Source organism: Rhodococcus sp. Leaf233 (assembly GCF_001426165.1).
In the GTDB taxonomy this organism is placed as follows: Bacteria; Actinomycetota; Actinomycetes; order Mycobacteriales; family Mycobacteriaceae; genus Rhodococcoides; species Rhodococcoides fascians.
Genome location: NZ_LMRO01000001.1, coordinates 48,537 through 75,286 on the forward strand (window position 1 = coordinate 48,537; position 26,750 = coordinate 75,286).

The window sequence follows — 26,750 nt, forward strand, 5'->3', positions numbered from 1 at the left end:
TGTGTGGCTCCTTCTACAGATCGAGAACGACGACGTCGCCGTCGACCGCGGCGCGTGACACGCACAGGGTGAGTGAGTTCTCGCGTTCGGTGCGGCTCAGCACGCGATCGCGATGGTCGACGCGTCCGCCGGTGAGGCCGACGACGCAGGCACCGCAGAAACCTTGGCGGCACGAGAACGGCTGATCGGGACGGACTCGTCGGAGGGCGTCGAGGGCGGTCTCCTGTGCGCCGACTTCGACGGTGTCGCCGGACCGTGCGAGCTTCAGCACGAACGGACGGCCGTCGACCACGGGGGCGGGCGCGAACAGCTCGGTGTGGAACTCCCGAACCGTGGTACTTCGGGTGGCCTCCTCGCGCAGCCGGCGCGAGAGTGCCGCGGGGCCGCAGACGTACAGGGCCGAGGATCCCGTCCCGAGATCGACGATGTCCGAGGGACGCGGAAGTCCCTCCACGTCATCGGTTTTGATGATCACGTGACCGCGGGAGGTGAGCGCGGACTGCTGCAGTTCGGCGACGAACGGCAGGCTCGCACGAGATCTTCCGTGGTAGTAGAGGGTCCACCGTGTGCCGTCGGCGACGGCGCGCTCGATCATGGACCGGATGGGAGTGATGCCGATGCCGGCCGCGACGAACAAGTAGTGCTCGGCGGCGGCCATGGGAAATGCGTTGCGGGGTCCACGGACTCGGAGGGTGTCTCCTGGAACGAGACCGTGTATCTCGGTGGAGGCCGCGCCGCCGGGGATCCTACGGACACCGATGCGATACCGATCTCCTCCTGCCGGCCGACCTGCGAGCGAGTACTGCCGAACCGAGCCTGCCGGTGTGGTCACGTCGATGTGTGCACCGGGCAACCAGGTCGGCAATGCGCTTCCGTCGCTGCGACGCAGTAGAAGTGAGCGCACGTCCTCGGCCTCGTCGACGATCTCGTCGATGGTGGTCTCGAATTCGTAGCCGACGCATCGGCGCGGTCGCGCCGGGGAGAGGGCGGTGACGACGGACGAGTCGGTGACCAGTCTTGCGTACACCCGAGACGCCGCAGCGATGGCTCGGAGACCACGGCCGGGGTCGGTCACCGTGATCTCACCCAGATGGCTGTGTCTCGAGGCTGTTTCGGTGGTCACTGCTGTGCCGCCAGTGCCGCGGGTGACGTCGCCAGGTATCGCACTGCCTTGTCGATGTCGCCCATCTTCGATGGGTGAAAACCCGGTCGGATGTACAGGGCGAGTTGTACGAACAGAAACGACAGGCCCGGTATCAGTTGCTTGCGGGATGCTCGTGCGAAGGCGAGAGGCCAGGGGGTGCGAAGTCGGCGCTTCCCGGTGCGCGGGGTGGCCACCGAGTTCTTGTACAGGTACGCGGCGGTGCTGAACCAGAGCACGGCCAACCCCGCGCTGGCTATCACCGCGGTGCGGGCGCGGCGAAACGCACCCCCGTCGACGTACTGGAATGCGTCGAAGGCAACGTTGCGGTGTTCGAGTTCCTCGGCTCCGTGCCAGCGAAGCAGGTCCAGCATCGTCGGATCGACACCGAGGCGATCGAATTCGGTGTTGTCCAACAGCCATTCGCCCACTACTGCGGTGAAATGTTCGGCTGCGGCGTAGATCCCGAGGCGCTCGTTCAGCCACGCTTTGCCCGCGCGGCCGGTGAGGCCGTGATCGCCGAACACCACGCCCACCGCGAATCGAATGCGCTGCAGGATCGGCTCGATGTCGACTCCATGCGCGACGAGGTACGTACGAAAGCTCTCGTGCGAGGACGCGTGGGTTGCTTCTTGTCCGACGAATCCGACGACTTCCTCGTGCAGTCTGCGGTCGTCGATGTACGGAAGCGCGAGGGCGAACACGTCGGCCATCGCCCGTTCGCCCTCGGGCAGCACCAGGTGCATCACGTTCCAGAAGTGCGTGGCGTACCACTCGTGCGGAATGTACTGCAGCGGAACGCCGGTCCAGTCGAACGTCACCGCGCGGGCCACGATCGCGTAGGACTCGTCCAGGTGGCGCGCGTTCGGGTCGATCGCTCGGTCACGAGACATTCGAGCTCCATTCGTCGAAATGCTGATGAGGTGATGCTACATAGCAACAGATAGTGTTGCAATGTTGCATTGCATCATCGAGGGTGCCGTTAGGATCGGACGATGCATCCAGACGGTGACGACGGGCCGATCCTCGATGCCGCGTTGGAGTTGTTCGGTGAGGTCGGCATCCCCAGAACGACCATCGGGGACGTGGCCAAGCGCGCCAAGATCAACCGGGTGACGGTCTATCGCCGCATCGGATCCAAGGACGAGCTGGTGCGCGCGGTCATGGCACGTGAGTCGACGAGACTGTTCGTCGCGGTGGCGGCAGCGGCCGCCGAACAATCGTCTCGGGCGGATCGTGCCGCGCACGGATTCGCGACGACGATCGAGTCGGTGCGAACCAATCCCGTCCTGCTCAAGATGTTCGACTCCGAGAGTGCGTTGGTACTCGAACAGTTGACGACAAATGCGTCGACCCTGCTCGCGTCTGCAATAGACGCTGCCGCCCAGATCGCCCGGGGAGGGCTGGACTCGGACAGTTTCGCAGTACCCGACGCCCCGGAAATCGTGGTCCGCGTCGTGCATTCGATTCTGCTGACTCCGGCAGCCGGCGCTGCACTCGAGACGTACGACGATCTGCTGGCCTTCGCGCACCGGAGCATCGTGCCGTTGCTTGTCGGCGGTGACCACCGCGGCTAGAATTTAGGCTAGGCTGCCCAGTCATGCCTCGATTCTTCGTGTTCCACGGCCGTGCAACCGGCCGGATGAGACGTTCCGCCTCTGCCGGGCTGTACACGCTCGTCGGCGCACTCTCTCTGGCTCTGGTCGGATGCTCGAGCGCCACGTCGGAACCGTCCGGTCCAGCCGAGGCCGCCGGCACCAGGACGGTGCAGGACTACTTCGGCCCGGTCGAGGTTCCCGAGCGACCCGCCCGGGTCGTCGCCGCCGACCCCATCTCACTGGCCCTGATGCTGTCGCTCGAGGTGAATCCCGTGGCCGCGTCCTTCAACCCGCTGGCGCTACCCGCGCACGTCGACGAGCGCATCGGCGACATCGCAAACATAGCGGGTGAGGGTGGCGGCTTCGATCCCAACGTCGAGGGAATCCTGGCTCAGGACCCCGACCTGATCGTGGTGGTCGCCGGGTACGACGGCGAAGGCGAGAAGGCGTGGAACAAGGAGATCTACGACAAGCTCGCCGCCAGCGGAGTGCCGACCTACGGCTTCGCCTACAACGACGGGGTGTCGCTCGAGGACGTCTCGCACGGAGTCGCGGCCATAGGGGATGTGCTCGGAAAGCAGAGCGAGGCAACGGACCTCATGCAGAATCTGATGGACCGGATGGCCGCGCTGAAGCAGCGAGTTGCCGACGCGGACCTGGCCGACAAGCCGGTCTCCGCTGTTCGATTGAGCGAGCGCGGGGAGTACTCGATTCGCGTCGGAACGGGTGAGAGCATCGCCTTCCGTGGTCTGGGCATGGCGCAGCCGGAGGGCCAGCAGGATCCGAGCCTGTTTCGTATCGACATCACCGACGAGACGCTGAACACGCTGAACTCCGCCGACACCCTGTTCGTGTACACCGACCAGGGTGCCGACAGCGAACGGGACGCGATCAGTGCTGCACCGTTGTGGTCCACACTGCCTGCCGTGCAGCAGAATCGGGTGCACTGGGTCTCGGCGAGCGTGTGGAATTCATCGGACCCGATCGGCCTGGGCAAAATCATGGACGACATCGAAAAGGTGTTCATCGAGCCGGCAGAGCAGAGCTGAAGGCCTCGTCATGGCCGGCCGACGTGACGAGGGCGGTTACCTCACAGCGCGAGTAATCGAAGCGAACCGCTTGTCGCCGTCGCTGATTCGAGTCGTGTTCGATGCTTCCGATGCGCGCGGGTTCGAGTCGAGTGGAGTGCCCGACGAAATCGTGCACCTGTACTTTCCGGCCGACGGAGAGGACGTACCGCCCGAGATGATCCGACGCGACGGCGTTCTCGCGCATCACGACGACGTGGTTCGTGAATGCCGCAATTACACCGTCCGGCGCTGGGACGGCGACCGGATCACGATCGACTTCGTGGACCACCTCGGCGGGGTGGCTGCGGCCTGGGCCCGCTCGGCCGAGCCGGGTACGGCGCTGGGGATGTGGGGAACTCGGTCGTGGTACGAGCCGCCCGCCGACACGGAGTGGATGTTGTTGATCGCCGATCTACCGGGGCTACCCGCGCTGTGCCGTGCCCTCGAACAACTGCCCGCGGGCCTGCACGCGCATGCGATCGTCGAGGTGGCGCACGACGACGATGTACTGGAGGTTCGATCGGCTGCCTCGGTCACCATCGACTGGCGGGTGGCCGGAAATGGGCGCGCACCATCGCAACTCGTCGATGCTGTGCGCACGCTTCGAGTTCCGACCGGAAACGGGTACGTCTGGTTCGGTGGGGAGGCGTCGGCGGGTCGAGGCGTACGTAAGTACTTCCGCAGTGAGATCGCATTCCCTGCCCGCCGCATGGCCGTCGTCGGATACTGGCGAGACGACAAGGAAGCATGGATCGAACGCTATGAGCGGGTCGCCGGTTCACTGATCGACGACTACGAGCGCATCGCGTCCGCTGGCATGGGTGAGGCCGAGGCCGAGATCCACTGGGACGAGATTCTCGAGCGCGCCGGACTGTGACTCAGGGACTCGTCGGACAGCATTCACCGTCGCGTGATCACAGAACTGCGTCGGCCGCTTCCTTGGCGACGTAGGCGTCACGCAAGTCGCGCTTGAGGATCTTGCCTGCTCCGCTCATGGGTAGCGCCGTCACGAACTCGATGGTGCGGGGAGTCTTGTACCCGGCAACGTAGGTGCGAGTGTGCTCGCGTAACTCGGCTGTCGTGGGTGAGAGTCCCTCGGCCAGAACGACACACGCATGAACTCGTTCACCCCACTCCTCGTCCGGAACTCCGATCACGGCGCAGGCCAGAACGGCGGGATGACGACTGAGCGCACTCTCCACCTCGGCGCTGTAGACGTTCTCGCCGCCGGTGATGATCATGTCCTTCAAGCGGTCGACGACGAACAGGAATCCGTCGGAGTCGAGGTAACCCACGTCGCCGGTGTGCATCCAGCCGTCTCTAACGGCGGCCGCGGTCTCCTCCGGCTTGTTCCAGTACCCCAGCATCACATGACCGCCGCGGACGCAGATTTCGCCGACGTCACCGGTGGCGAGCTGCTCGTCGTCCGGGCCGAGGATACAGATCTCCGAGTGAGGGGCTGCGCGTCCCGCCGAGCCGGTACGTTGTCCAACATGATGTTCCGGCCACAGCAGAGATGCGACCGGCGCGAGTTCTGTCATGCCGTAGGCCTGCGTGAGGCGGGCCTGCGGAAGCCTGGCGAGGGTCCGCTCGAGGACACCGGCGGAGATGGGGGATCCTCCGTAGAGCACACGGCTCAGTGACGAGGTGTCGAACTGGCTCAACGTGGGGTCGTCGACGAGCAGCTGAATCATGGTGGGAACCAGCAACACATCGGTGACGGAGTGCTGTGCGATCGCGCTCAGTACCGCTGTCGGTTCGAAGAACGGAACCATGACATGGGTGCCACCGAGCATGACCTGCCCTACCCATGCAGCCAGATCGGCGAGGTGGAACATCGGTGCGGCGTGGAGCAATACCGACGCGTCGTCGAGCAGCTGTCCGGTGGCCACCGTCCCCAGGCCGGAGGTCACCAGATTCGCGTGGGAGAGCATGACGCCCTTGGGGAATCCGGTGGTGCCGCCGGTGTAGAAGAGGCCGGCCAGGGCGTCGCCGCTGCGTCGTACATCGGGGACGGGATCGTGGGATGCCACCAGGTCCTCGTACGAGACCATGCCGTCGGGGGTGGAACCGTCCCCGCAGTAGACGACGGTCGCCAAGTCGGGACACGACGCGCGTAGAGCCGGAACCATTGCGCCGAAGGTGTCGTCGACGATGAGTACCTTGGTGGCGGAGTCGTTGAGTGCATACGCAACTTCGACGGGTGACCACCGAATGTTGACGGGATTGAGCACGGCATCGGCCCACGGGACCGCAAGCAGGTACTCGGAGTAGCGATCACTGTTGAACGCCAGCATTGCCACTCGATCGCCGCTCTCGACTCCGACGGAATGCAGACCGGCCGCCAACCTCGCCACACGATCGATCTGTTCCGAGAAGGTGCGCACGCGATCGCCGAACACCGTTGCTGCGCGATCGGGTGTGGTGACTGCGGAGCGATGGAGGCCTTGAGTGAGATACATGGCGAGGTCCCTTGTGCGAGAGGGGCGCGGTACGCCCGAGTGAATACGGTCACAGTTCCACCTTGTTGGCGTGGTGTCAATAGCAAAGACGGGGGTGATCGACGGGATGTGAACCGTGAAAGGGATTGCCCAGCTACCGTTCTGGGGCGTCGTCGAGAGAGCGTGCGGTGGAGAGAACGGTGACGAGCACGTCTGTCAGAAGTGTTTCCACCTGGTCCCGGGTCAGCGTGCCGCGCACCAGCCACTCGCGACCTGCCGCCTTCACCATGCCGCCGAACGCCCGCACTGCCGACGTTGCGATGCGTCTGTCGCCGCGGTGTGTCTCGAAAGCCGTTGCGTCCAAGACGCGCTCGGCGGCAAGGTCGTCCGCCTCGTCCAGAATCTGCGCCACCTGCTGGTCCACGCCCGAGCCGCTCGCCACCGACACCCACGCCGTTCCGTGTGCCTCGATGACGCCGACCAGCCAGTGCACACTCCCGCGAGCCCTCTCCTCGACCGAGCCCGTGGGCAAGTGCACGTCCTCGATCGGCGGCACGGTGACCAGGAAACGAACACACTCGAGGTACAGATCGCGTTTGCTGCCGATGTAGTGATGAATGAGCCCGCGTGCAACACCCGCAGCCGCAGCCACGTCGGCCATGGAGACCTCGGCGTACGGCTTGTCGCCGAACAAGCGAACGGCGGCGGCCAAGATCTGGGTCCGTCGCTCGTCCGGTTCCAGTCGGTTCCACTTGGGTGTGCTTGCAGCCGGCATGGTTGTCATGATCGCACCGAACCGAGCGAGCGCGATCTCAGAGGTACCGCTCGGTGCGCGCTCGCAGCGACGCGGGTACGACGAACCTGTCGCCGTATCGCGCCCGCAACTCGTCGGCTCGGTGCACGAATCCCGGGAGACCGCCGTCGAACTGATTGACGAACTGCAGCACACCGCCGGTCCAGGCAGGGAAGCCGATACCCAGAATGGAACCGATATTGGCGTCGGCGACGGTTCGGAGAACGCCCTCGTCGAGGCACGCGACCGAATCAAGCGATTGGGCGACGAGCATGCGATCCATCATGTCCTCGAACGGAATTCCGTGTTCGGGGTCGTGGTAGTGCTCCACAAGGCCCGGCCAGAGCCGGACCTTGCTGCCGTCCTCGGCGTACTCGTAGAACCCGCGCCCCGCCTTGCGGCCCGGACGGTCGAACTCGTCGACGAGGCGATCGACCAGGGCGTACGAATTCGAGACGATCCAGGGGCGACCGTCCGCTCGAGCGGCCTCGGCCATGCCCTCGCGGATGTGCCGCGACAGGGTCAACGAAATCTCGTCCATCAGAGCCAGTGCGCCGGACGGGTAGCCGGCCTGGAGTGCGGCCTGCTCGACGGTGGCCGGATGCACGCCCTCCGCGACCAGCGAGATCGCCTCGTCCATGAATCGGCCGATGACGCGGGTGGTGAAGAAGCCGTGACTGTCGCCGACGACGATGGGTGTCTTGCCGATCAGGCGGACGAAGTCGAATGCGCGGGCAAGAGTGGAGTCGCTGGTGTGTTCTCCCACCACTATCTCCACCAACGGCATCTTGTCGACTGGGGAGAAGAAGTGCGTCCCGATGAAGTCGCCGGTTCGCGAAACAGAGTGCGAGAGTGCGGTGATGGGGAGGGTGGAGGTATTCGAGCACAGCAGCGCGTCGGCAGTCAAGTACTTGTCGACGTCCTCGAAGGCACCCTGCTTGACGGCGGGATCCTCGAACACTGCCTCGACGACCAAGTCGCAACCCTCGGCGTCCGCCGCGTCGGAGCTGGGGGTGATGAGCGCGAGCACCGCATCGGCATCGGCCTGGCTTGCGCGGCCTTTCGCGACAGCTCTACCGAGAACCGAACGTGCATAACTCTTCCCGCGCTCGGCGGATTCGATCGAGACATCACGGAGGATCACCGGAACCCCGGCCGAGGCGACGACGTAGGCAATGGCGGCACCCATCATTCCGGCCCCGATCACCAGCACTTTCTCGGGAACTCGATGTGGTTCGGCCGGAGGGCGGGAAGCGCCTTTGGTGATGGAGCCGAGATCGAAGAACATCGACTGGATCAAATTGCCCGAGATCGGCCCGCAGGCGAGCGACGTGCAGTAGCGGGTTTCGACGAGCGAGGCGGCCTCGAAGTCGAGTACCGATCCTTCCACTGCCGCGGCAACGACTGCGATGGGGGCAGGCATCGGTGCGCCCTTGACCTGTTCACGCACTGTTGCCGTGAGTGCCGGCAGCTGCGCGGCCACAGCCGGTGCTGCCGCCGTACCGCCGGGGATCGTGAATCCCGCTCTGTCCCAGGGCTGGAGGGCCCCGGGATTGGCACTGATCCAGGAACGTGCCTGCGCCATCATGTGCTCGTGGGTGTCGACGACCTCGTCGATGAGTCCGAGCTCGAGGGCCTGCGCCGGCCGATATCGCTGGCCCTGGCCCACCACCTGTGTCAGAGCCTTGACGATGCCGAACATGCGGACCGTCCGGGTGACGCCACCGGCCCCGGGGAGAAGCCCGAGGGTCACCTCGGGCAGCCCGAATCGAGCCTTGCTGTTGTTCAGGGCAATTCGATGATGGCAGGCCAGGGCGATCTCGAAGCCGCCGCCGAGTGCGGTGCCGCCCAGTGCGGCCACGACCGGCTTGCCGAGCGTCTCGAGCCGCCGAAACTTGTCCTTCGTGAAATCGAGCGCATCTGCGATGGTTGCATGGTCGGACGGACCGGCGTCGCGCAGCAATTCGAGGTCGCCACCGGAGAAGAAAGAATCCTTGCCCGACGTGACGATGATGCCGTCGTACGCATCGAGTTCGGTCTCGAGCCAGTCGACGGTCTGCTCGAGCGATTCACCGAATGCCGCGTTCATGGTGTTCGTGGAATGCGCAGGATCGTCGATCGTCAGAACGACGATACGGTCGGTACCGATCTCGCCGGTGATGGTGGAAGTGTGCAGTGCGGCTGGGCTGTTCATCGGATCCTCGGGTCGGTGCGGGTTCTACAGAGAGCGAGAGATGAGGTCTTTCATGACTTCGTTGGCACCGGCATAGATACGGGCGATGCGACCGTCTACGAACATGCGGGCGATGGGGTATTCCTCCATGTAGCCGTAGCCGCCGAAGAGTTGCAGGCAGCGGTCGACCACCTCGAATTGTCGATCGGTGGTCCAGTACTTGACCATCGCGGCCGTCGTCACGTCCAGTGACCCCGAAATATGTTGGGCCACTGCGTCGTCGACGAAGGTGCGGACGACGCGTCCGATGGTGGCGCATTCGGCGAGCTCGAACTTGGTGTTCTGCAGGTCGAACAGTGTCTTGCCGAACGCGCTTCGTGTCTTGGTGTAGTCGACGGTCTGCTGCACGGCGGCCTCGATCATCGCAGCGGCGGCAATACCGCAGATCAGCCGTTCCTGAGGAAGCTGCTGCATCAACTGCGCGAAGCCGCGACCTTCTTCACCCAGGAGGTTGGCAGCCGGAACACGTAGACCGTCGAAGCTGAGTTCTGCTGTGTCCTGGCCTTTCTGGCCGATCTTGTGCAGTACCCGGCCGCGGTGGAAGCCTTCGGTGTCGTCGGAGACCTCGGCCACGAGCAGCGATAGCCCGCGGGCTCCGGCGGTTGGATCTGTCTTGGCGGCAATGATGATCAGATCACAGTGAGCTCCGTTGGAAATGAACGTCTTTCCGCCCGTGACCACGTAGTCGTCGCCGTCGCGCACCGCGCGGGTGGTGATGCCCTGGAGGTCCGAGCCGGTTCCCGGTTCGGTCATCGCGATCGCGCCGATCCACTCGCCGGAGCACAGCTTCGGAAGCCAGCGCTGCTTCTTATCCTCGGTTGCGTACGCAAGGATGTAATGCGGAACGATGCCGCTGTGCACACCCAACTGCATGGCCGAGTCGCCTGCGCGGACCTGCTCCTCGAACAGCACCGCCTCGTGGCGGAAGTCGCCGCCGCCTCCGCCGTACTGCTGGGGTATCGACATTCCCAGGAGTCCATGGTTGCCCGCACTCCGGTAGACCTCGCGGCTGGGGCGTCCGGCCGCCGCGAATTCCTCGCGGTGCGGCGCGACCTCCTTCTCGAAGAAGCTGCGGGCGAGCTGTCGGACGTCGGCGAGCTCGGTGGTGACGTCGTCGGTGCGGTCTGCGAGTGCAGTCATGGAGGGTCCTCGGGTCGGAGCGTACGACGCGTTGTTGGCGCTGTGCCAATAACGATGCACCGACGTGGCCACGGATGTCAACCATGTTCTGCGGCGGGTGAGTTCTCTAGCTGTCCGTGGAGCGGAGCAGTGCAACGTCCGAGACGAGGCGGATGTGCTCGGCCATCGCGCGTCCGGCCTCGGCCGAATTCTGTTGCCGCACAGCGTCGGCGATGCGGCGGTGGTGTTCCAACGAAGTCTGCGGACGGTTCGACTGCGACAATGATTCGATTCGAGTTTCGCGAATCAGGCCGGCGATTTCGCCCATCAGTCGGGCGAGTAGCGGCGAGTGCGCGGCCTCGGTGATGGCGTGATGGAACAGCTCGTCGCCGGAGTCGCCGCGATTTCCGTCGGTGATTTCCGAGGCCATGACCGACAGGGCGTGGTCGATCGCCGCCATTTCGGCGTCGCTGCGGCGGGTTGCGGCGAGCTCGGCGAGCTTGACCTCGAGTGCCTCGCGGGCTTCGATCACCTCGGGCAGGCGATCGGCGTGCTCGCGCAGGGCGCGAATGGCCATGTCTCCCACGGGCCGTCGCACGAGTACCGCTCCGTCGCCGTGGCGGACGGCCAGTATGCCCTGTACTTCGAGTGCAACGAGGGCCTGGCTCAGTGAGGCTCTACTGACGCCGAGGTGACCCGCCAGTTCACGCTCGGGCGGGAGTCGATCGCCGGGCTTCATGTCGCGATCGGCGATGTGTTTGCACAGCTGCTCCACGATGACCTCGTACAGCCGTGGTCGGGTCACCGGGCGAATTTGCTCAGCCACTGTGTCACTCGCTCTCTGCTCCTCTGGACCCCCACCTTAACCCTCGGGTGGGCAGTGGCCCGGGTCATAGCAACTGTTGACAAGTGATCCACTTCACTGGTTCAGTCTGTAAAGACTCAGTGGCTAGTCCAATTGGCCACGGAACCCGAGCGCCCGCTCGGGGGACAACCTCAGACGAACCGGAGACCTTCGATGTCGACCGAGTTGATACCCATCATTGCGCTCGTCGTCATGTTCCTCGCTGCGACCGTGTTCCCGGTGAACATGGGCGCGCTGGGGTTCGTGGCGGCGTTCTTCGTCGGAACCATTGCCGTGGGCATGGGCACCGACGACATCATCGCCGGCTTCCCGAGCAGCTTGTTCCTGACGCTCGTCGGTATCACCTACCTCTTCGCGATCGCCCAGAACAACGGCACGGTCGACCTCCTGGTCCGCGGTGCGGTGCGGCTGGTCGGTGGCCGGGTCGCCCTGATTCCGTGGGTCATGTTCGGTATCACCGGCGTGCTGACCTCAATCGGAGCGCTGGGACCGGCAGCCGTGGCGATCGTCGCACCGATCGCACTCGGCTTCGCGGCGCGGTACAAGATCAATGCCCTGCTCATGGGCATGATGGTCATTCACGGCGCACAGGCGGGCGGGTTCTCGCCGATCAGCATCTACGGCGTCACGGTCAACAACATCGCTCAGAAGGCGGGTCTGGTCAACAGCCCACTCACCTTGTTCCTGGGCAGCATGCTGTTCAACGCGGCAATCGGTGCGTTGCTGTTCATGTTCCTGGGCGGACGTGCACTTCTCGGACGTAGCGTGCACGACGAGGACGGCACCCGCCCCGAGGGAGATTCGGGCGGAGTAGGCGGGGGCGGCTCGAGAACTGTCATGCGCGGATTCGGATCGTCGACGCCCAAGCCGTCCGGTCAGACGGTCACGGTCGAGAACGCGCCACCCCTGGCCACCGCCGTCAAGGCCATCACGTTCGATCAGATCCTCACGCTCGTCGGGCTGGCCTCGCTGGCGTTGTTCTCACTCGTCCTCGATCTCGATGTCGGCTTCGTGTCGATGACGGTCGCCGTGGTCCTCGCCCTGGCGTCGCCCAAGGCTCAGAAGGGTGCGATCAACCAGATCAGCTGGTCGACGGTACTGCTCATCGGTGGCGTGCTGACGTTCGTCGGCGTGCTGCAGGAAGCCGGCACGGTCGAGTACGTCGGTGATGCGGTTGCCGGCATCGGTATTCCGCTGCTCGTGGCGCTGTTGCTGTGCTACATCGGTGCCATCGTGTCGGCGTTCGCGTCGTCGACGGCCATCCTCGGTGTCACCATCCCACTGGCCGTTCCGTTCCTGCTCGCCGGCGAGGTCGGTGCCATCGGTGTCATCGTGGCCCTGTCCATCGCCTCGACGATCGTCGATGTCAGTCCCTTCTCCACCAACGGCGCTCTGGTGCTGGCCAACGCCCAGGACATCGATCGGGACGTCTTCTACAAGCAGATCCTGAAATACAGCGCGTTGGTCGTCGTCGTCGGCCCGTTGATCGCCTGGGCGGTACTGGTCGTGCCCGGCTGGCTCTAGCTCTGGAGCTGCGCGGACGTCCGAGAACTCGATCTTGACTTCCCCGCGGATCGCTGGTCCAATGAAATTGGCTAGGCCACTGAGTCAATATGCCAATTGCAACCCCTCATCGCTTTCGACGTAAGGATCAATTCGATGCCCCTCAACACGACAGGCAGAACCGGACCGCTCGACGGCACCGTGGTGGTGGATCTGACGCGCGCCCTGGCCGGCCCGCACGCGGCGATGATGCTCGGAGATCTCGGCGCGGACATCATCAAGGTCGAGACCCCCAAGGGCGGCGACGACACCCGGGTGTGGGGCCCGCCTTTCGTCACCCCGCGTGACGCGGAGCGCGAATCGACGTACTTCCTTTCGGCCAACCGCAACAAGCGGTCGATCGCGCTCGACCTCAAAACCGACGATGGCCGAGAAGCGTTAGAGCGCATGATCGAACGCGCGGATGTTCTGCTCGAGAACTTCCGCACGGGAGTGCTCGATCGGCTCGGCTTCTCGCCCGAGCGCATCGCTGAGATCAACCCGCGCACGGTCGTGCTGTCGATCAGTGGATTCGGACACGACGGCCCCGAGGGTGGCCGATCCGGCTACGACCAGATCGCTCAGGGCGAGGCCGGGTTGATGTCGTTCACCGGCTCCGGTCCCGACGATGTTCAGCGCGCGGGGGTTCCGATCGCGGACCTGCTGGCCGGAATGTACGGAGCGTTCGGCGTTCTCGCTGCGCTGCGCGAGCGCGACCGCACCGGCCGCGGCAAGGTGGTTCGAACGTCGTTGCTGGCCAGCGTCGTCGGGGTGCATGCATTCCAAGGCACCAAGTGGACCGTGGCAGGCGAGATCGGTGAGGCGCAGGGCAACCACCACCCGTCGATCTGCCCGTACGGCCTGTTTCCCACTTCCGATGGAGCCGTGCAGATCTCGGTGGGCAGCGAGGGACTGTGGCATCGCTTCTGTGAGGGCTTCGGTATCGATCCCGACCTCGAGGGCATGGCGACCAACCCGCAACGCGTCGACAGTCGCGACGACGTCGTCGAACTCGTGTCCAAGATCTTCCGTACCTACGAGACCGAGCCGTTGTTGGCGCTTCTCGACCAAATCGGTGTCCCCGCAGGCAAAGTACGCAACGTGCAGCAAGTGTACGAGTGGGAGCAGACCAAGTCTCAGGGCCTGCTCATCGACGTCGAGCACGAGACGCTGGGCACGGTGACCCTGCCCGGGCCGCCGCTGCGATTCTTCGAGTCCGACGGCACGGAGGTCACCGAGAACCGGCATCTGGCACCGCCGGTTCTCGGAGCCGACGACGAACTCGTCCGCGACTGGTTGAAAGAAGCGATCCGATGACGAGGATGACCGCGCTCGAACTTCTCGATCTGGTGATCGATCCCGGGAGTTTCGAGTCGTGGGACAGCCCGGCTGCCGACTACGTCATCGACGACGAGTACGCGAACGAACTGGCTGCGGCGCGTGAGAAGACCGGACTCGACGAATCCGTTCTCACCGGATCCGCGACCGTGCGCGGACGTAAGGTGGCAATCCTGTTGGGCGAGTTCGCCTTTCTGGCCGGATCCATCGGGGTGGCCGCCGGTGAACGTTTGGTCAGCGCGGTGCACCGATCCACCGCCGAGCGGCTTCCACTGCTCGCGTTGCCGACCTCGGGTGGAACGCGCATGCAGGAGGGCACTGTCGCGTTTCTGCAGATGGTCAAGATCACCGCGGCGATCACCGCACACAAGGCGGCGAACCTGCCGTACATCGTCTATCTGCGGCACCCGACCACCGGCGGCGTCTTCGCATCCTGGGGATCGCTCGGTCACGTCACCGTTGCCGAGCCCGGTGCGCTCGTCGGATTTCTCGGCCCCCGTGTCTACGAGGCGTTGTACGACGCGAAATTCCCCGCCGGCGTGCAGACCTCGGAGAACCTGCAGGCGCACGGACTCATCGACGCCATCCGTCCGCCCGAGCAACTCGGTGAGATCGTCGACCGTGCACTACGCATCATGACCGACGTGCCGTCGTGTCGCGTCCGGCATTCCGATGCTCTCGAGTGGGAGATCGAGGACGTGCCGGCATGGACCTCGATTCTGGCCTCACGCAGGAGCGATCGGCCGGGGGTGCGCGAATTGCTGTTCAACACAGCGGCAGACGTGTTACCGCTCAACGGAACCGGTCAGGGCGAGTCCGATCCGGGCCTCATTCTGGCGCTCGTCCGGTTCGGCGACATGCCGTGCGTTCTGCTCGGCCAGGACCGGAGGAGCCAGACGACGAAGACGCCACTCGGCCCCGCGGCTCTGCGTGAGGCCCGACGCGGCATGCGGCTGGCGCAGGATTTGAAGCTTCCCCTCGTCACCGTCATCGATACTGCCGGCGCAGCGCTGTCCAAAGAGGCGGAGGAAGGCGGCCTGGCCGGCGAGATAGCGCGGTGCATCGCAGACATGGTCGACCTCGAAACCCCCACGCTCTCCTTGCTGTTGGGGCAGGGAACCGGCGGTGGTGCCCTTGCGCTGGTGCCCGCGGATCGAGTTCTCGCTGCTCAGCACGCCTGGCTCTCGCCGTTGCCGCCCGAGGGTGCCTCGGCCATCGTGCATCGCGACACCACCCACGCCGCCGAGATGGCGACCAAGCAGGGAGTGCGCTCGCTCGATCTCTTCCGGGCCGGTGTCGTCGACATCATCGTTCCCGAGTTGCCCGACGCCGCAGACGAATCACAGCAGTTCTGCGATCGAGTGGGCGCGGTACTGCACCGAGAACTTGCCGAGCTGATCGCTCAGGACCCTTCGATGCGGATGATCGCGCGCGAAAAGCGTTTCAATCGAATCGGTTTTGCCGCTGCCGCTGTGTGATATCCGCCGAGCTCGAAGTTATGGACGGATTTCAGGCCGAATGTGTCCATAACTTCGAGTTCGGCGAGAATCAGGACTCGAGCCAGGCGGCGAAAGTAGTAGTGGACAGTTCGGCCCCATCGCCTGGAACCAGTTCACGGCCGTGCAACAGTGCGCCGAAGTACGGAGCCTGGTCGTCGGCGACGACGGTTCTGCTGTCGCCGCGTGCCTTCAGACCTCTTTCAACGAACTCGTTGAGCCCGAACGCTTCCGGGCCTCCGATCTCGATCGTCTCGTTACGCGGTGCCTCGAGAGCGACACGAGCGACAACGGTCGAAACGTCGTGTGCCGCGATCGGCTGGACGAGACCCGAGCTCAACCGGACTTCGTCGCCCGTCGTCGCGCCCTGTGCGATGGCGGAGAAGAACTCGAAGAACTGCGTTGCGCGCACGAGGGTGTACGGAATCGACGATGCGCGAATCAGTTTCTCTTGAGCCACCTTTGCGCGCAAGTAGCCGCTGGCGGGCAGTCGGTCGTTGCCGACCACGGACAGTGCAACGTGGTGCTGCACGCCCGCACTCGCTTCGGCTGCGAGGATGTTGGTCGTCGCGCGTGTGAAGAAGTCCAACACGGCCGCGTCCTCGAACGACGGTGAATTCGAGACGTCGACAACGATATTCGCACTGACGAGAGCATCGGCCAGGCCCTCGCCGGTCAGAGTATTCACACCGGACTTGGGCGACGCCGCTATCGCATCGTGACCGTGCTCGGTCAACATGCTCACAACTGCAGAACCTATGAGGCCGGTTCCGCCGATGACAACGATCTTCATGAGAATCCTCTCTTCGCCGCAGGAGGGGTGCCTGCGAGACGAGCCGGTCAACTCTTGTCTGCTGCCGGTCGCAGTGTTGACAGGGCAGCGCTCCGATCTGTGACACCTAGCGCGGCAGCGCGTGCAGCTTGTCCGGATTCATCACCCACAGGACGGTCCCGATCCCGTCCTCGGTGGCATCGATCGTCAGCAGCGTGGTCACCGTCGACTCACGAACGATCAGTACGGCAGCCCTTCCGTTGACCTGGATGAACGACGTCGTGGTTCCTATCCAGAAATGCGAGGAGAACGCCGCAACGAATGCGGCGACTCGGCTGCGTCCGACAATGGGTATTCGGGCTGCAGCCTTCACCTTGCCGCCGCCGTCGGACAGGCTCACTACGTCCTGCGCAAGAATCTTTTCCAGAGCGGCCAGATCGCCCCCCTTGGCTGCGGCGAGAAAGGCGTCGAGCAGTCGATGATGGCGGTCGGAATCGACAGGGGTCGGACGAGCGTCGGCCACATGTCTGCGGGCGCGCGTCACCAGTTGACGCGCGTTGGCTTCGGTTGTCTCCACTATGTCGGCGATCCGGCCGTACGGATAGTCGAATGCTTCCCGGAGAACGTACGCGGCTCGCTCACGAGCCGGAAGTCGTTCCAGCACAACAAGAACGGCAAGCTCGACCGTGGCGTCGTTGTCTGCCACCGTCGCCGGATCGGCTCGGGTGTCGATCGGTTCGGGCAGCCACGGGCCGACGTACGACTCCCGCCGCACCCGCGCCGACTGCGTGACGTTGATGGCCAGGCGTGTCGTGACGGTGGTGAGGAAGGCGAGTGAATTACGGACGGTGGTGCGGTCGGTGGCGTGCCACTTCAGCCAGACATCCTGCACCACATCTTCGGCCTCGGCGGCGCTGCCCAGCATGCGATAGGCAATCCCGAACAATCGCGGGCGTGCCAGCTCGAATGCGGCGGTGCCGTCGTCGGTCATCGGCGTGGTCTCACTCTCTGTCTCGTGGGGACACTATCGTCCATGTCATGGCTGGCAATGCTCGAGACCCCGGAGTCTCGGTGGCCGCGCGGCTGCTGGCCTTGCTCGGGGTGTTCGACGAGAAGGCTCCGTCGCTGACCTTGACCGACCTGGCCGCCGGTGCCGACCTACCCATCGCCACTGCGCATCGACTGGTGCGAGAACTGGTGGAGTGGGGTGCGTTGGTCCGGGGCGACGACGGGCGCTACGTCGTCGGTAGGCGGTTGTGGAAACTGGGCTTGCTCGCACCCGATCAGTCCGATCTTCGCGACATCGCATCACCGTTTCTGCACGACATCTACGGAGCGACCCTTGCGACGGTGCACCTGGCCATCCGCGACGGGTGCGAAGTGCTCTATCTCGACAGGTTGGCCGGCCACGCATCGGTTCCCGCGGTCAGTCGCGTCGGCGCTCGGCTGCCGCTGCACGCCACCGGCGTCGGCAAGGTGCTGCTGGCGTACGCGCCGCGGGAGGTGCAGGAGCAGGTGATGCGCTCCCTGGATCGCCTCACCCCGTACACGGTGACGCATCCTGGCCAGCTGGAGAGCGAGTTGCGTCGAGTGCGTCGCGAGGGCTTCGCGCAGACGGTCGAAGAGATGACACTCGGTGCGTGTTCGGTGGCTGTGCCGGTCCATGCCGGCGACAGTGTGGTCGCCGCATTGGGAATCGTGGTTCCCAAGCTGGGCCGCGATCGAGTGAGACTGGTTGCCGCACTTCAGGTTGCGGCCCAGGGGATCGGACGAAGTCTCGGCGGGTAGTCGGCCGTTTTCACTCAGTGGAAGTGCGGTCTTGTTCGGCTCGAAATCCCGGGGTCTACTGCTTGCATGCGTACACAGGTTGCCATCATCGGTGCAGGGCCCGCGGGTCTGCTGCTGTCCCACCTGCTCGACGAGCAGGGGATCGACTCCATTCTGATCGAGTCACGTACTCAGGAATACGTGCTCTCCCGAATCCGGGCCGGAGTCCTCGAACACTCGACGGTCCAGTTGCTCGACGAACACGGACTCGGTGAGCGTCTGCACCGCGAGGGCGACGAGCATCGAGGCATCTACCTGCAGTGGCCGGAAGAGCGGCACCACATCGACTTTCGTGATCTCGTCGACCGGAGTGTCTGGGTGTACGGGCAAACGGAGGTCACCAAGGACCTCGTCGTGGCACGCGAGAAGGCCGGCCAACAGATCTACTACGACGTCTCGGATACGGCGTTGCACGACGTCGAATCCGACGCCCCCTACGTCACGTTCACCGACGCGTCGGGCAACGCGGTGCGAATCGACGCGACAGTCGTTGCGGGATGCGACGGTTCCTTCGGACCGAGCCGGGCGGCCATGCCCGATTCGGTGCGCAACACCTGGGAAAGGGTCTATCCCTACTCCTGGCTCGGGGTGCTCGCCGATGTCGCCCCCTCGACGGACGAACTGATCTATGCCTGGCACCAGGACGGCTTCGCCATGCACTCGATGCGCTCGTCGACGGTCAGCCGGCTGTATCTGCAGGTGCCGAACGGAACCGATATCGACACGTGGTCCGACGACCGCATCTGGGATGCGTTGGCGTTAAGGCTCGGTCACGGTCAGGACGGGTGGACTCTGAACCCCGGCCCCATCACCGAGAAGAGCGTGTTGCCGATGCGCAGCTACGTGCAGACACCGATGAGACACGGCAACCTGTACCTGGCCGGCGACGCCGCGCACATCGTGCCGCCCACCGGAGCGAAGGGCCTCAACCTCGCGGTAGCCGACGTGGCTCTGCTCGCGCCTGCCCTGGCGCAGAAGCTGAAGGGGAACGATTCGCGGGCCGCAGACAGCTACAGCGACGACGCACTTCGGCGCGTCTGGCGCTGCACCCACTTTTCGTGGTGGATGACCACGATGCTGCATACCGGCGACGACCCCTTCGACGCGCAACTGCAACTCTCGCAACTGAAATGGGTGGCGTCCAGCGAGGCGGGTGCCATGGGACTGGCGGAGAACTACGCCGGATTGCCGATCGGATTCTGATCGGCGGGCGGCGTGTGCACCGCGAGGAATTGATCGCTCCGACTTATCAATGAGCTGCAAATAGGTCTTTGTCATCAATGGATTGCGGGCTTACTGTGGGCAGGGTCACGCCTGAGCGTGATACGAACCGACAGGAGGCAATCGATGGAACTGAGGCATCTTCATCAGTTCGTCGCCGTGGCCGAGACCTGTCACTTCGGTCAGGCAGCCAAACGCCTGCATCTGGCGCAGCCGGCATTGTCTCAGTCGGTCCGACAGCTCGAGGCCGAACTGGGCGTCACCCTGCTCACCCGAACCACGCGTCAAGTGAGCCTGACTCCGGCGGGGGAGTTCTTCTACCGCGAGACCGTCCGCAACCTCGACAATCTCGAACGCAGCAACCGCGGTGTCCGACGCATCGCCGATGGCCGGTACGGGTTGGTACGTATCGGCTTCACCGGCACGGCGGCATTCGATCAGTTGCCGCCGATCGCCCGTGCGATCAAGCAGCGCCTTCCCGGGATCGCGCTCGAAATTCACGGGGATCTGTTGACCCCCGCTCAGGTGGAGGGATTGCGGTCGGAGCAGCTCGACGTCGCGGTTCTGCGGCCACCCGTGGCAGGTGACGACCTCGTCGTACGCACCATCACCACCGAGTCGCTGCTGCTTGCGGTGCCCGTAGATCACCGGTACGCCGCCGAGGCAGCGCTCGGCATGGCCGACCTCATGTACGAGGACTTCGTGATGTATGCGGACACGCACTCGGTGATGAACGACGCCGTGGTGCGTAGTTGTCGCGCAGCGGGTTTCAGTCCTCGTCGTGAACACGAAGCCCCGGACACCTCGGTTCTGCTGGCCCTCGTCGCGGCCGGGTTGGGTGTGGCATTGGTTCCCGAATCCGTCCGCGCTCTGCAGTTGAACGGCGTCGTGTTCCGCGACATCGCCGGAGCGAGCACGATCGACCTGGCATTGGCGTGGCACCGCGACCGACCGTCGGCACTCGTCGATGCGCTGGTCGCAGCGTTGGAGGACGCGGGAGTGCTCCCTCCGCTCGAACTATCCGTACCGCCTGCTCAGTCGAAGGACGCGTTGTGAAAATCGTTGCTGTGGAGGCTATCCCGTACTCGATTCCGTATCGAAAGCCGCTGAAGTTCGCCAGCGGCGAGGTCGATGCCGCCGACCACGTTCTCGTACGCGTTCATACCGACGACGGTGTCGTCGGAGTCGCCGACGCTCCGCCTCGGCCGTTCACGTACGGCGAGACCCAGCGCGGGGTGGTGGCGGTAATCGAGACCCTGTTCGCGCCGGCCGTCGTGGGACTGCCGCTCACCTCGAGGGAGGTGGTCAATGCCAAACTTGCTCGTACAGTGGGTAATCCGGTTGCCAAATCTGCCGTGGACATGGCCATCTGGGATGCGCTCGGGCAGACACTCGACCTACCCGTCACCGAACTCCTCGGCGGCTACACCGACCGTATGCGGGTGAGCCACATGCTCGGATTCGACACGCCTGCAGCGATGGTCGACGAGGCGAGTCGGATGCGAGAGACATACGGCATCGGAGTCTTCAAGGTCAAAGTCGGGCGAAGGCCCGTAGAGCTCGACACCGCCGTGGTCCGCGCACTGCGAGAGGGGCTCGGTGAGACGGTCGAACTGTACGTCGACGGCAATCGCGGATGGACCGCTGCCGAATCTGCGCGTGCCATGAAAGAGATGTCGGATCTGGGGCTCACTCTTGCCGAGGAACTGTGCCCGGCAGACGACGTCCTCGGGCGTCGTTGGCTGGTACAGCAACTCGATGTTCCGTTCGTTGCCGACGAATCGGCGACGACCCCGGCGGAGGTCACTCGCGAGATCCTCGGTGGGTCCGCAACCGCCGTCAGTATCAAGACCGCTCGCACCGGATTCACCCGCTCGCTCCGCACTCATCACCTGTGCGAAGGGCTCGGTGTCGACGTGGTGATGGGAAACCAGATCGACGGCCAGCTCGGCACAGCCTGCACCGTCGCCTTCGGCGCGGCCTTCGACCTCACCTCACGCCGAGCAGGCGAGCTGTCGAACTTCCTCGACATGAGCGACGACCTGCTGACCGAAAGCCTCGTCATCCGCGACGGCGAACTGCACGTACTGCCGGGCTCGGGCCTCGGCGTGCGTATCGACCCCGACAAGCTCGCGAAATACCGCACCGACCACTGATCTTCAGCCCCGAAGAACGCAACTGTGAGCCAAGGAGTTCTCCATGAGCATCGACCACGCACCCTCGACGGAATCCGCTACCGAGGTGGCCACCGCAGCCGCGTCGGGGGCGAACGCCACCGAGCGTTTCACCTCCGACAAGCAGGCAGCCGCCGACACCCCGCCGGAGCGAGTCAGTCTGCTTGCTCGACAGGTCATTTCGGCAGTCCATGACACGATTCGCGAACACAAGGTCACTTACGACGAGTACAACGCACTCAAGGCCTGGCTGATCAACGTCGGTCAGACCGGTGAGTGGCCGCTGTTTCTCGACGTCTGGGTAGAGCACGTCGTCGAAGAAGTTGCCGGCGAAACCCGTGAAGGCAGCAAGGGCACCATCGAAGGTCCGTACTACGTTCCGAATGCCCCTGAGCTCGGGTCGGCCGCGATCCTGCCCACTCGCGACGGCGAACAGGGCACACCGCTGCTGTTCCAAGGTCAGGTCACGAGCGTCGACGGTAGCCCACTCCCGCATGCGGTCATCGAGATCTGGCACGCCGATTCCGACGGCTTCTACTCGCAGTTCGCGCCCGGAATCCCGGAGTGGAATCTGCGCGGCACGGTCACGGCAGACGATCAGGGCAACTTCTGGATCCACACGATGAAGCCCGCCCCGTACCAGATCCCGACCGACGGGGCCTGCGGCAAGCTGATCTCCGCGGCCGGCTGGCACCCGTGGCGTCCTGCACACCTGCACCTCAAAGTTGCGGCTGCCGGGCATCAGCAGATCACCACCCAGCTCTATTTCCCGGGCGACGCACACAACGACGACGACGTCGCCAACGCCGTCAAGCCCGAACTGATCCTCGATCCTCGGGAAGTCGACGGCGGCCAAGAAGTGACGTACGACTTCGTACTCGACAAGGGCTGAGCCACATGATTTTTGCCGTGAAGATGCACGTCGCATTGCCGCAGGACCTCGATGCGGACGTACGAGCGGACACCCTCTCCAGGGAGAAGGCGTACTCGCAGCAACTGCAGCGGGACGGGGAGTGGGTGAGCATCTGGCGCATCGTCGGCCAGTACTCCAACCTCAGCATCTTCGATGTCCGGGACAACGAGCGGCTACACGAAATCCTGTGGAATCTCCCACTGTTCCCGTACATGACGATCGAGGTGTCCCCGCTCGCGCAACACCCGTCGGACATTTCCGCGGGGTGATCGACCCCGCCGAACTCGAAGTTGGGGACGGAATATCCGCGGAATCCGTCCCTAACTTCGAGTTCGCGGGAAGATTCGGTCGACGACGCGGTGGGCGATCAGCTCATGCGTCGACTGGTCGGGGTGCAGCCTATCCGGCAACGGGTGGTCCTCGACATCGTTGTCTCCGTAAAGTTCTCGGCCGTCCAGGTAATGAAGGTGGGGGTCCGCGGTGGCGCGCTCGGACACGATGCGGGCGAGTTCCTCGCGGATCACGGTCAGAGTCAGCTTTCCGGCACGCACCTCGGCGGGATCACCCGTCGCCGCGAATTTCACCGTGCCCGACGCCAATGCCGCCGGATCGAATGCACCTGGGCCGGGGGTGTTCTCGTGGATGGGGCACAGGAGCGCGGAGATCACGAACAGTGGGGTGTGGGGGTGACCGTCGCGGATGGTGTCGAGAAATCCGTGCACCGTGGAGGTGAATGCGCGTAGCCGCATCACGTCGGAGTTGACGAGGTTGATTCCGATCTCGAGGCTGATGAGGTCGGCGGGCGCGTCCCGAATGGCCGTCGCTACGAAGTGATCGAGCAGTGCGCTTCCGCCGAAACCCAGATTGCGAAGTTGCACACCGGCTGTCGCGGCGGCGAGGGCCGTCCAGGTGGTGCTGGGTCCTGTGGCGTTGGATCCCTGACTGATGGAGCTGCCGTAGTCGATCCAGATCGGTCGGGTGTCGACGACGGGTGAGACAGCGGCGTCGGTACGCAGCGCGACCAGTTCGATGATTTCGTTGTGCGGCAACCAGATTTCGACGTGTTTGTCGGTTGCGGACAGCCCGGAGAACCGCGCGACACCGGTCGGCTCGACCTGATCGGTGACCGACCCCGTCGCCATGTCGATGGTCGTGGTGATGCCACCCGTCGTCGGAACGCGCTCGATGAGGACGCCGTCGATTCGCAGGTCGAACAGTCCGGCCGGCCGCGGAGGCAGGCCCAGGAATGCGCGACGGGTCGCCACTGCCTCGATCTCGATGATGGTGGCGGTCGTGGTGAAGATCAACCGAACTCCGGACGGCTGAGATTCCGCCATCGTGAGCTGGGGGTCGGTGAAGCGCTGACGAGCTGCGCGTGGCAGGCGATGAGGAAGCACGCCGTTGTCGGTTCGTTCCAGCTCGGCCGCGCCGTGCAGAAGTGTGTCGGAGATGTCGGTAGTGATCATGGTGGTCTCGATCTCTCGTGTCGGGCTGAGGTAAAGGCAGCTGGCGCACCTGCTTTCCTATACGAACCGTATATTTGCCTAATGCATTTAGGCAAACCGTTTCGCACACGGATGGGCCGCACGTAATTAAGGTGGCCACATGCGCATCGACGAGTATCGGACGTACGACGGCCTCGGGCTGGCCGAGTTGGTCTCCACAGGCGATGTCACCCCGCGTGAACTTCTCGATTGCGCACTGGAGCAGGCGAAGTCGGTGAACCCGGGTCTCAACGCGATCGTGCGCCCGATGCGCGAGGAGGCCGAGCAGCGGCTGGCCGGAACGCTGGAAGGCCCGTTCGCCGGGGTGCCGTTTCTGATCAAGGACCTGTCGCAGGATTACGCGGGGCTGCCCACGTCCAGTGGTTCGCGCGCACTCACCGAGCTGCCGATGCCCGAACACGCGACGGTGGTGCAGCGCTGGCTCGAGGCAGGCCTGGTCATCTTCGGTAAGACGAACACCCCGGAGTTCGGTGCCAAGGGAATCACCGAGCCGGCAGTGTTCGGCCCGGCTCGAAACCCGTGGGACCGCAGCAGAACTCCCGGTGGTTCGTCGGGTGGCTCCGCCGCGGCGGTCGCGGCCGGGATCGCGCCGGTGGCGGGAGCGAACGACGGCGGCGGCTCGATCCGCATTCCGGCGGCCTGCTGTGGACTCGTCGGGCTCAAGCCCGGCCGCGGGCTGGTGCCGTCGGGACCGACGTTCGGCGAGCCGATGCACGGGGCCGCAGTACAGGGCGTGGTGTCGAGATCGGTCCGCGACACCGCCGCGATGCTCGATGTACTCGCCGGTGGTGAGCCGACGTCGGGATACTCGTCGACGCCGCCGCCCGACGGGTTCCTGTCTCGGATGGACACCGACCCGCGGCCGTTACGGATCGGCATGTACGCCGCGACCTCGGTGAATCCGTCTCCGGCCCCGGAGGCGATCGCTGCGATGGAATCGGCGGCAACGACGCTCGGCGAACTGGGCCATACCGTCGAACTCCTCGAGGCCCCGCCGTTCGACGACGCGGCGCTCAACCGCGAATTCCTGCTCGCCTGGTTCACGTACCTGGCGTGGGAAATGGAAGAGGTCAAGCGCAGAACCGGGTGCGGTGACGACGCATTCGAGCGGGACACCCGAATCATGGCCGCGCTCGGCCGATCCGCGAGCGGAGTCGACTACCTCGATGCGGTGGAGGGACGACACGTGCACGTGCGGGCCCTGGCCACCTACTTCGAGACGTACGACCTGCTGCTGACCCCGACTCTGGCCGAGCTGCCCCCGAAGATCGGGGCGTTCGAGCTCGCGAAGCCGCTGCAGTTGGCATCGGACTTGCTGTTGCGCAGCCGAACTGCGGGAATGCTCAAGTACACCGGCATCGTGGATCAGATGATCGACGAGAACATCTCGTGGATTCCGTACACCCAGACCGCCAACGTCACCGGGCGTCCCGCCCTGTCCGTTCCCCTGCACTGGACGAGCGCAGGTCTGCCCATGGGCGCACACTTTCTCGCCCCGCTGGGCGGGGAGGGGCTGCTCGTCCAACTCGCAGCGCAGTTGGAACGAGCAGTGCCCTGGGCTCATCGCTACAGCGACATCAGCTGACAGACAGCGACACCGGCTAGCGGGTCGCTCCGAGCTGGACCTTGCCTGCGATGCCGGACGGACGCTGTCGCACGGTGCCGTCGACGATGTCGACGACTCCGCCTGCCCAGTCGGGATCGGTGTCGGCTGCGGCCTGAGGATCGGCGTGTGCGTCCGTACCTTCCTCGGCTGCCACCGTGATGGAGCGTTCCAAGGCCTCCCGCACACTGAGCAACGTCGTATCCGGTTCTGCGAACACGTCCGTCGCGGCATTACCGCGTCGCACGACCATGTCGTGGGTCAGGCTCTCCACCAAAGAGATCACGGTGCCGGGCGGCATCGCGGTGATGACTGCGACCGCGCGGCCGACCAGCCCCGTCGGCAGCAGTGGCACCGGAATCTGTGCTCGGCGCAGACCGGCGACGCTGCCGTACGCCTGCAGGAGTTCCGGGTAGCTCATCGTCTCGGTGCCGCCGATGTCGAACGATCCGGGACGGGCTGTATCGCCGAGGGCGCGGGCGATGATGGCGACGACGTCCACGACGGCGATCGGCTGCACCTGCCTCCGCATCCACGTCGGAATCGGCGTCACCGGCAGTCGCTCGGTCATGCGTCGCACCAACTCGAACGACGTCGATCCGGAACCGAGGATGATGGCGGCCCGGAGGACGGTGGCATCGACGGAACTGTCGAGGAACGCCTCCTCGACCTGCAGCCGTGAGCGCAGGTGATCCGACAGTGGAGTGCCGTCGTCGGGAATCAGACCGGACAGGTAGACGATTCGTTGGAGCCCGTTGCGTTCCGCGGCAGCGGCCATCGACTGCGCGGCGTGGCGATCCTTCTCGACGAAATCGCCCTCGTCCATCGAGTGGACCAGGTAGACCACCGCGTCGACATTCTCGGTAGCGGAGTCGAAGCTGTCGTGGTCGTCGAGGTCGAAGTGCACAGCCATCACGTGCGCACCCCAGGCGAAGCGCGACTTCTTCTTGGGGTCACGCATCGCGGCGTGTACCTCGTGGCCCTGTTCGAGAAGCACGGGGATCAGCCGAGATCCGATGTATCCGGTTGCGCCGGTGACCAGCACTCGCATGAGATTCTCGTTTCTGTAGACAGGGGTCATACCCTGTCCGGGCAGTCT

At 64.7% G+C, this 26,750-nt stretch carries 24 protein-coding genes; 13 read left to right on the forward strand and 11 right to left on the reverse strand.

What is annotated here, in order from left to right:
• Positions 1–13: 13 nt before the first annotated feature.
• Positions 14–1,123, reverse strand: coding sequence for a PDR/VanB family oxidoreductase (locus ASH04_RS00220; protein WP_230592073.1), 1,110 nt, complete (start codon positions 1,121–1,123; stop codon positions 14–16).
• The gene (locus ASH04_RS00225) at positions 1,120–2,034 is read right to left on the reverse strand and encodes a metal-dependent hydrolase (protein ID WP_027494703.1); all 915 of its coding nucleotides are present in this window, start codon (positions 2,032–2,034) and stop codon (positions 1,120–1,122) included. Before ASH04_RS00225 ends, ASH04_RS00220 begins: the two co-directional genes overlap by 4 nt.
• Positions 2,035–2,136: 102 nt before the next feature.
• On the opposite strand from ASH04_RS00225, the gene ASH04_RS00230 reads away from it, so the two are divergent.
• From ASH04_RS00230 to ASH04_RS00240, 3 genes are read left to right on the forward strand one after another with little or no spacing between them, the layout of a single operon-like run.
• Positions 2,137–2,718 carry a TetR/AcrR family transcriptional regulator gene (locus tag ASH04_RS00230; protein ID WP_027494702.1) on the forward strand — a complete coding sequence of 194 codons (582 nt, stop codon included), beginning with the start codon at positions 2,137–2,139 and terminating at the stop codon, positions 2,716–2,718.
• A gap of 23 nt (positions 2,719–2,741) precedes the next feature.
• A complete protein-coding gene (locus ASH04_RS00235) occupies positions 2,742–3,788 on the forward strand; it encodes an ABC transporter substrate-binding protein (RefSeq protein WP_082519123.1) in 1,047 nt (348 codons plus the stop codon).
• Between the two features lie 10 nt (positions 3,789–3,798).
• A complete protein-coding gene (locus ASH04_RS00240; protein WP_057472476.1) occupies positions 3,799–4,686 on the forward strand; it encodes a siderophore-interacting protein in 888 nt (295 codons plus the stop codon).
• A 37-nt stretch (positions 4,687–4,723) separates the two neighbouring features.
• Here ASH04_RS00240 and ASH04_RS00245 read toward each other — a convergent pair whose 3' ends face one another.
• The 5 genes from ASH04_RS00245 to ASH04_RS00265 form a co-directional block, all read right to left on the reverse strand.
• Positions 4,724–6,271 carry a long-chain-fatty-acid--CoA ligase gene (locus tag ASH04_RS00245; protein WP_032392894.1) on the reverse strand — a complete coding sequence of 516 codons (1,548 nt, stop codon included), beginning with the start codon at positions 6,269–6,271 and terminating at the stop codon, positions 4,724–4,726.
• Positions 6,272–6,404: 133 nt separating this feature from the next.
• The gene (locus ASH04_RS00250) at positions 6,405–7,034 is read right to left on the reverse strand and encodes a TetR/AcrR family transcriptional regulator (protein WP_306436770.1); all 630 of its coding nucleotides are present in this window, start codon (positions 7,032–7,034) and stop codon (positions 6,405–6,407) included.
• A gap of 28 nt (positions 7,035–7,062) precedes the next feature.
• Positions 7,063–9,237 carry a 3-hydroxyacyl-CoA dehydrogenase NAD-binding domain-containing protein gene (locus tag ASH04_RS00255; RefSeq protein ID WP_057472477.1) on the reverse strand — a complete coding sequence of 725 codons (2,175 nt, stop codon included), beginning with the start codon at positions 9,235–9,237 and terminating at the stop codon, positions 7,063–7,065.
• A 24-nt stretch (positions 9,238–9,261) separates the two neighbouring features.
• On the reverse strand, positions 9,262–10,416 hold the full coding sequence (locus ASH04_RS00260; RefSeq protein WP_027494696.1) for an acyl-CoA dehydrogenase family protein: 1,155 nt from the start codon (positions 10,414–10,416) through the stop codon (positions 9,262–9,264).
• Positions 10,417–10,522: 106 nt separating this feature from the next.
• Entirely contained in the window at positions 10,523–11,221 is a 699-nt protein-coding gene (locus ASH04_RS00265; protein ID WP_027494695.1) for a FadR/GntR family transcriptional regulator, read from the reverse strand.
• Between the two features lie 192 nt (positions 11,222–11,413).
• On the opposite strand from ASH04_RS00265, the gene ASH04_RS00270 reads away from it, so the two are divergent.
• From ASH04_RS00270 to ASH04_RS00280, 3 genes are all read left to right on the forward strand, one after another.
• On the forward strand, positions 11,414–12,784 hold the full coding sequence (locus tag ASH04_RS00270; RefSeq protein ID WP_027494694.1) for an SLC13 family permease: 1,371 nt from the start codon (positions 11,414–11,416) through the stop codon (positions 12,782–12,784).
• A 135-nt stretch (positions 12,785–12,919) separates the two neighbouring features.
• A complete protein-coding gene (locus tag ASH04_RS00275) occupies positions 12,920–14,119 on the forward strand; it encodes a CaiB/BaiF CoA transferase family protein (RefSeq protein WP_057472478.1) in 1,200 nt (399 codons plus the stop codon).
• A complete protein-coding gene (locus ASH04_RS00280) occupies positions 14,116–15,618 on the forward strand; it encodes a carboxyl transferase domain-containing protein (RefSeq protein WP_027494692.1) in 1,503 nt (500 codons plus the stop codon). The genes ASH04_RS00275 and ASH04_RS00280 overlap by 4 nt, the downstream gene beginning before the upstream one ends.
• A 70-nt stretch (positions 15,619–15,688) precedes the next feature.
• Here the strand turns inward: ASH04_RS00280 and ASH04_RS00285 are convergent, their stop codons facing one another.
• Positions 15,689–16,429: an SDR family oxidoreductase gene (locus ASH04_RS00285; RefSeq protein ID WP_027494691.1), complete on the reverse strand. Its 741-nt coding sequence runs from the start codon at positions 16,427–16,429 to the stop codon at positions 15,689–15,691.
• Positions 16,430–16,535: 106 nt separating this feature from the next.
• Complete coding sequence (locus ASH04_RS00290) at positions 16,536–17,399, reverse strand: RNA polymerase sigma-70 factor (RefSeq protein WP_027494690.1); 864 nt, start codon at positions 17,397–17,399, stop codon at positions 16,536–16,538.
• A gap of 47 nt (positions 17,400–17,446) precedes the next feature.
• On the opposite strand from ASH04_RS00290, the gene ASH04_RS00295 reads away from it, so the two are divergent.
• The 6 genes from ASH04_RS00295 to catC all read left to right on the forward strand — a co-directional run bounded on the left by ASH04_RS00295 (position 17,447) and on the right by catC (position 22,812).
• On the forward strand, positions 17,447–18,196 hold the full coding sequence (locus ASH04_RS00295) for an IclR family transcriptional regulator (protein ID WP_027494689.1): 750 nt from the start codon (positions 17,447–17,449) through the stop codon (positions 18,194–18,196).
• Positions 18,197–18,262: 66 nt separating this feature from the next.
• Complete coding sequence (locus tag ASH04_RS00300) at positions 18,263–19,438, forward strand: 4-hydroxybenzoate 3-monooxygenase (RefSeq protein WP_027494688.1); 1,176 nt, start codon at positions 18,263–18,265, stop codon at positions 19,436–19,438.
• Positions 19,439–19,582: 144 nt separating this feature from the next.
• Positions 19,583–20,512 carry a LysR family transcriptional regulator gene (locus ASH04_RS00305; RefSeq protein WP_027494687.1) on the forward strand — a complete coding sequence of 310 codons (930 nt, stop codon included), beginning with the start codon at positions 19,583–19,585 and terminating at the stop codon, positions 20,510–20,512.
• Positions 20,509–21,612 carry a mandelate racemase/muconate lactonizing enzyme family protein gene (locus tag ASH04_RS00310; RefSeq protein ID WP_032384190.1) on the forward strand — a complete coding sequence of 368 codons (1,104 nt, stop codon included), beginning with the start codon at positions 20,509–20,511 and terminating at the stop codon, positions 21,610–21,612. Before ASH04_RS00305 ends, ASH04_RS00310 begins: the two co-directional genes overlap by 4 nt.
• A 43-nt stretch (positions 21,613–21,655) precedes the next feature.
• Positions 21,656–22,522: a catechol 1,2-dioxygenase gene (catA, locus tag ASH04_RS00315; RefSeq protein WP_032384189.1), complete on the forward strand. Its 867-nt coding sequence runs from the start codon at positions 21,656–21,658 to the stop codon at positions 22,520–22,522.
• Positions 22,523–22,527: 5 nt separating this feature from the next.
• Complete coding sequence (catC, locus tag ASH04_RS00320; RefSeq protein ID WP_032384188.1) at positions 22,528–22,812, forward strand: muconolactone Delta-isomerase; 285 nt, start codon at positions 22,528–22,530, stop codon at positions 22,810–22,812.
• A 51-nt stretch (positions 22,813–22,863) separates the two neighbouring features.
• Here the strand turns inward: catC and ASH04_RS00325 are convergent, their stop codons facing one another.
• On the reverse strand, positions 22,864–24,009 hold the full coding sequence (locus tag ASH04_RS00325; RefSeq protein ID WP_057472479.1) for an SGNH/GDSL hydrolase family protein: 1,146 nt from the start codon (positions 24,007–24,009) through the stop codon (positions 22,864–22,866).
• A gap of 139 nt (positions 24,010–24,148) precedes the next feature.
• Between ASH04_RS00325 and ASH04_RS00330 the strand changes: the two genes are divergently transcribed.
• Positions 24,149–25,633 (forward strand): amidase, encoded by a 1,485-nt coding sequence (locus tag ASH04_RS00330; RefSeq protein ID WP_032368700.1) that lies wholly within the window; start codon positions 24,149–24,151, stop codon positions 25,631–25,633.
• A gap of 16 nt (positions 25,634–25,649) precedes the next feature.
• Here ASH04_RS00330 and ASH04_RS00335 read toward each other — a convergent pair whose 3' ends face one another.
• The gene (locus ASH04_RS00335) at positions 25,650–26,732 is read right to left on the reverse strand and encodes an NAD(P)H-binding protein (protein WP_052068603.1); all 1,083 of its coding nucleotides are present in this window, start codon (positions 26,730–26,732) and stop codon (positions 25,650–25,652) included.
• Positions 26,733–26,750: the final 18 nt, after the last annotated feature.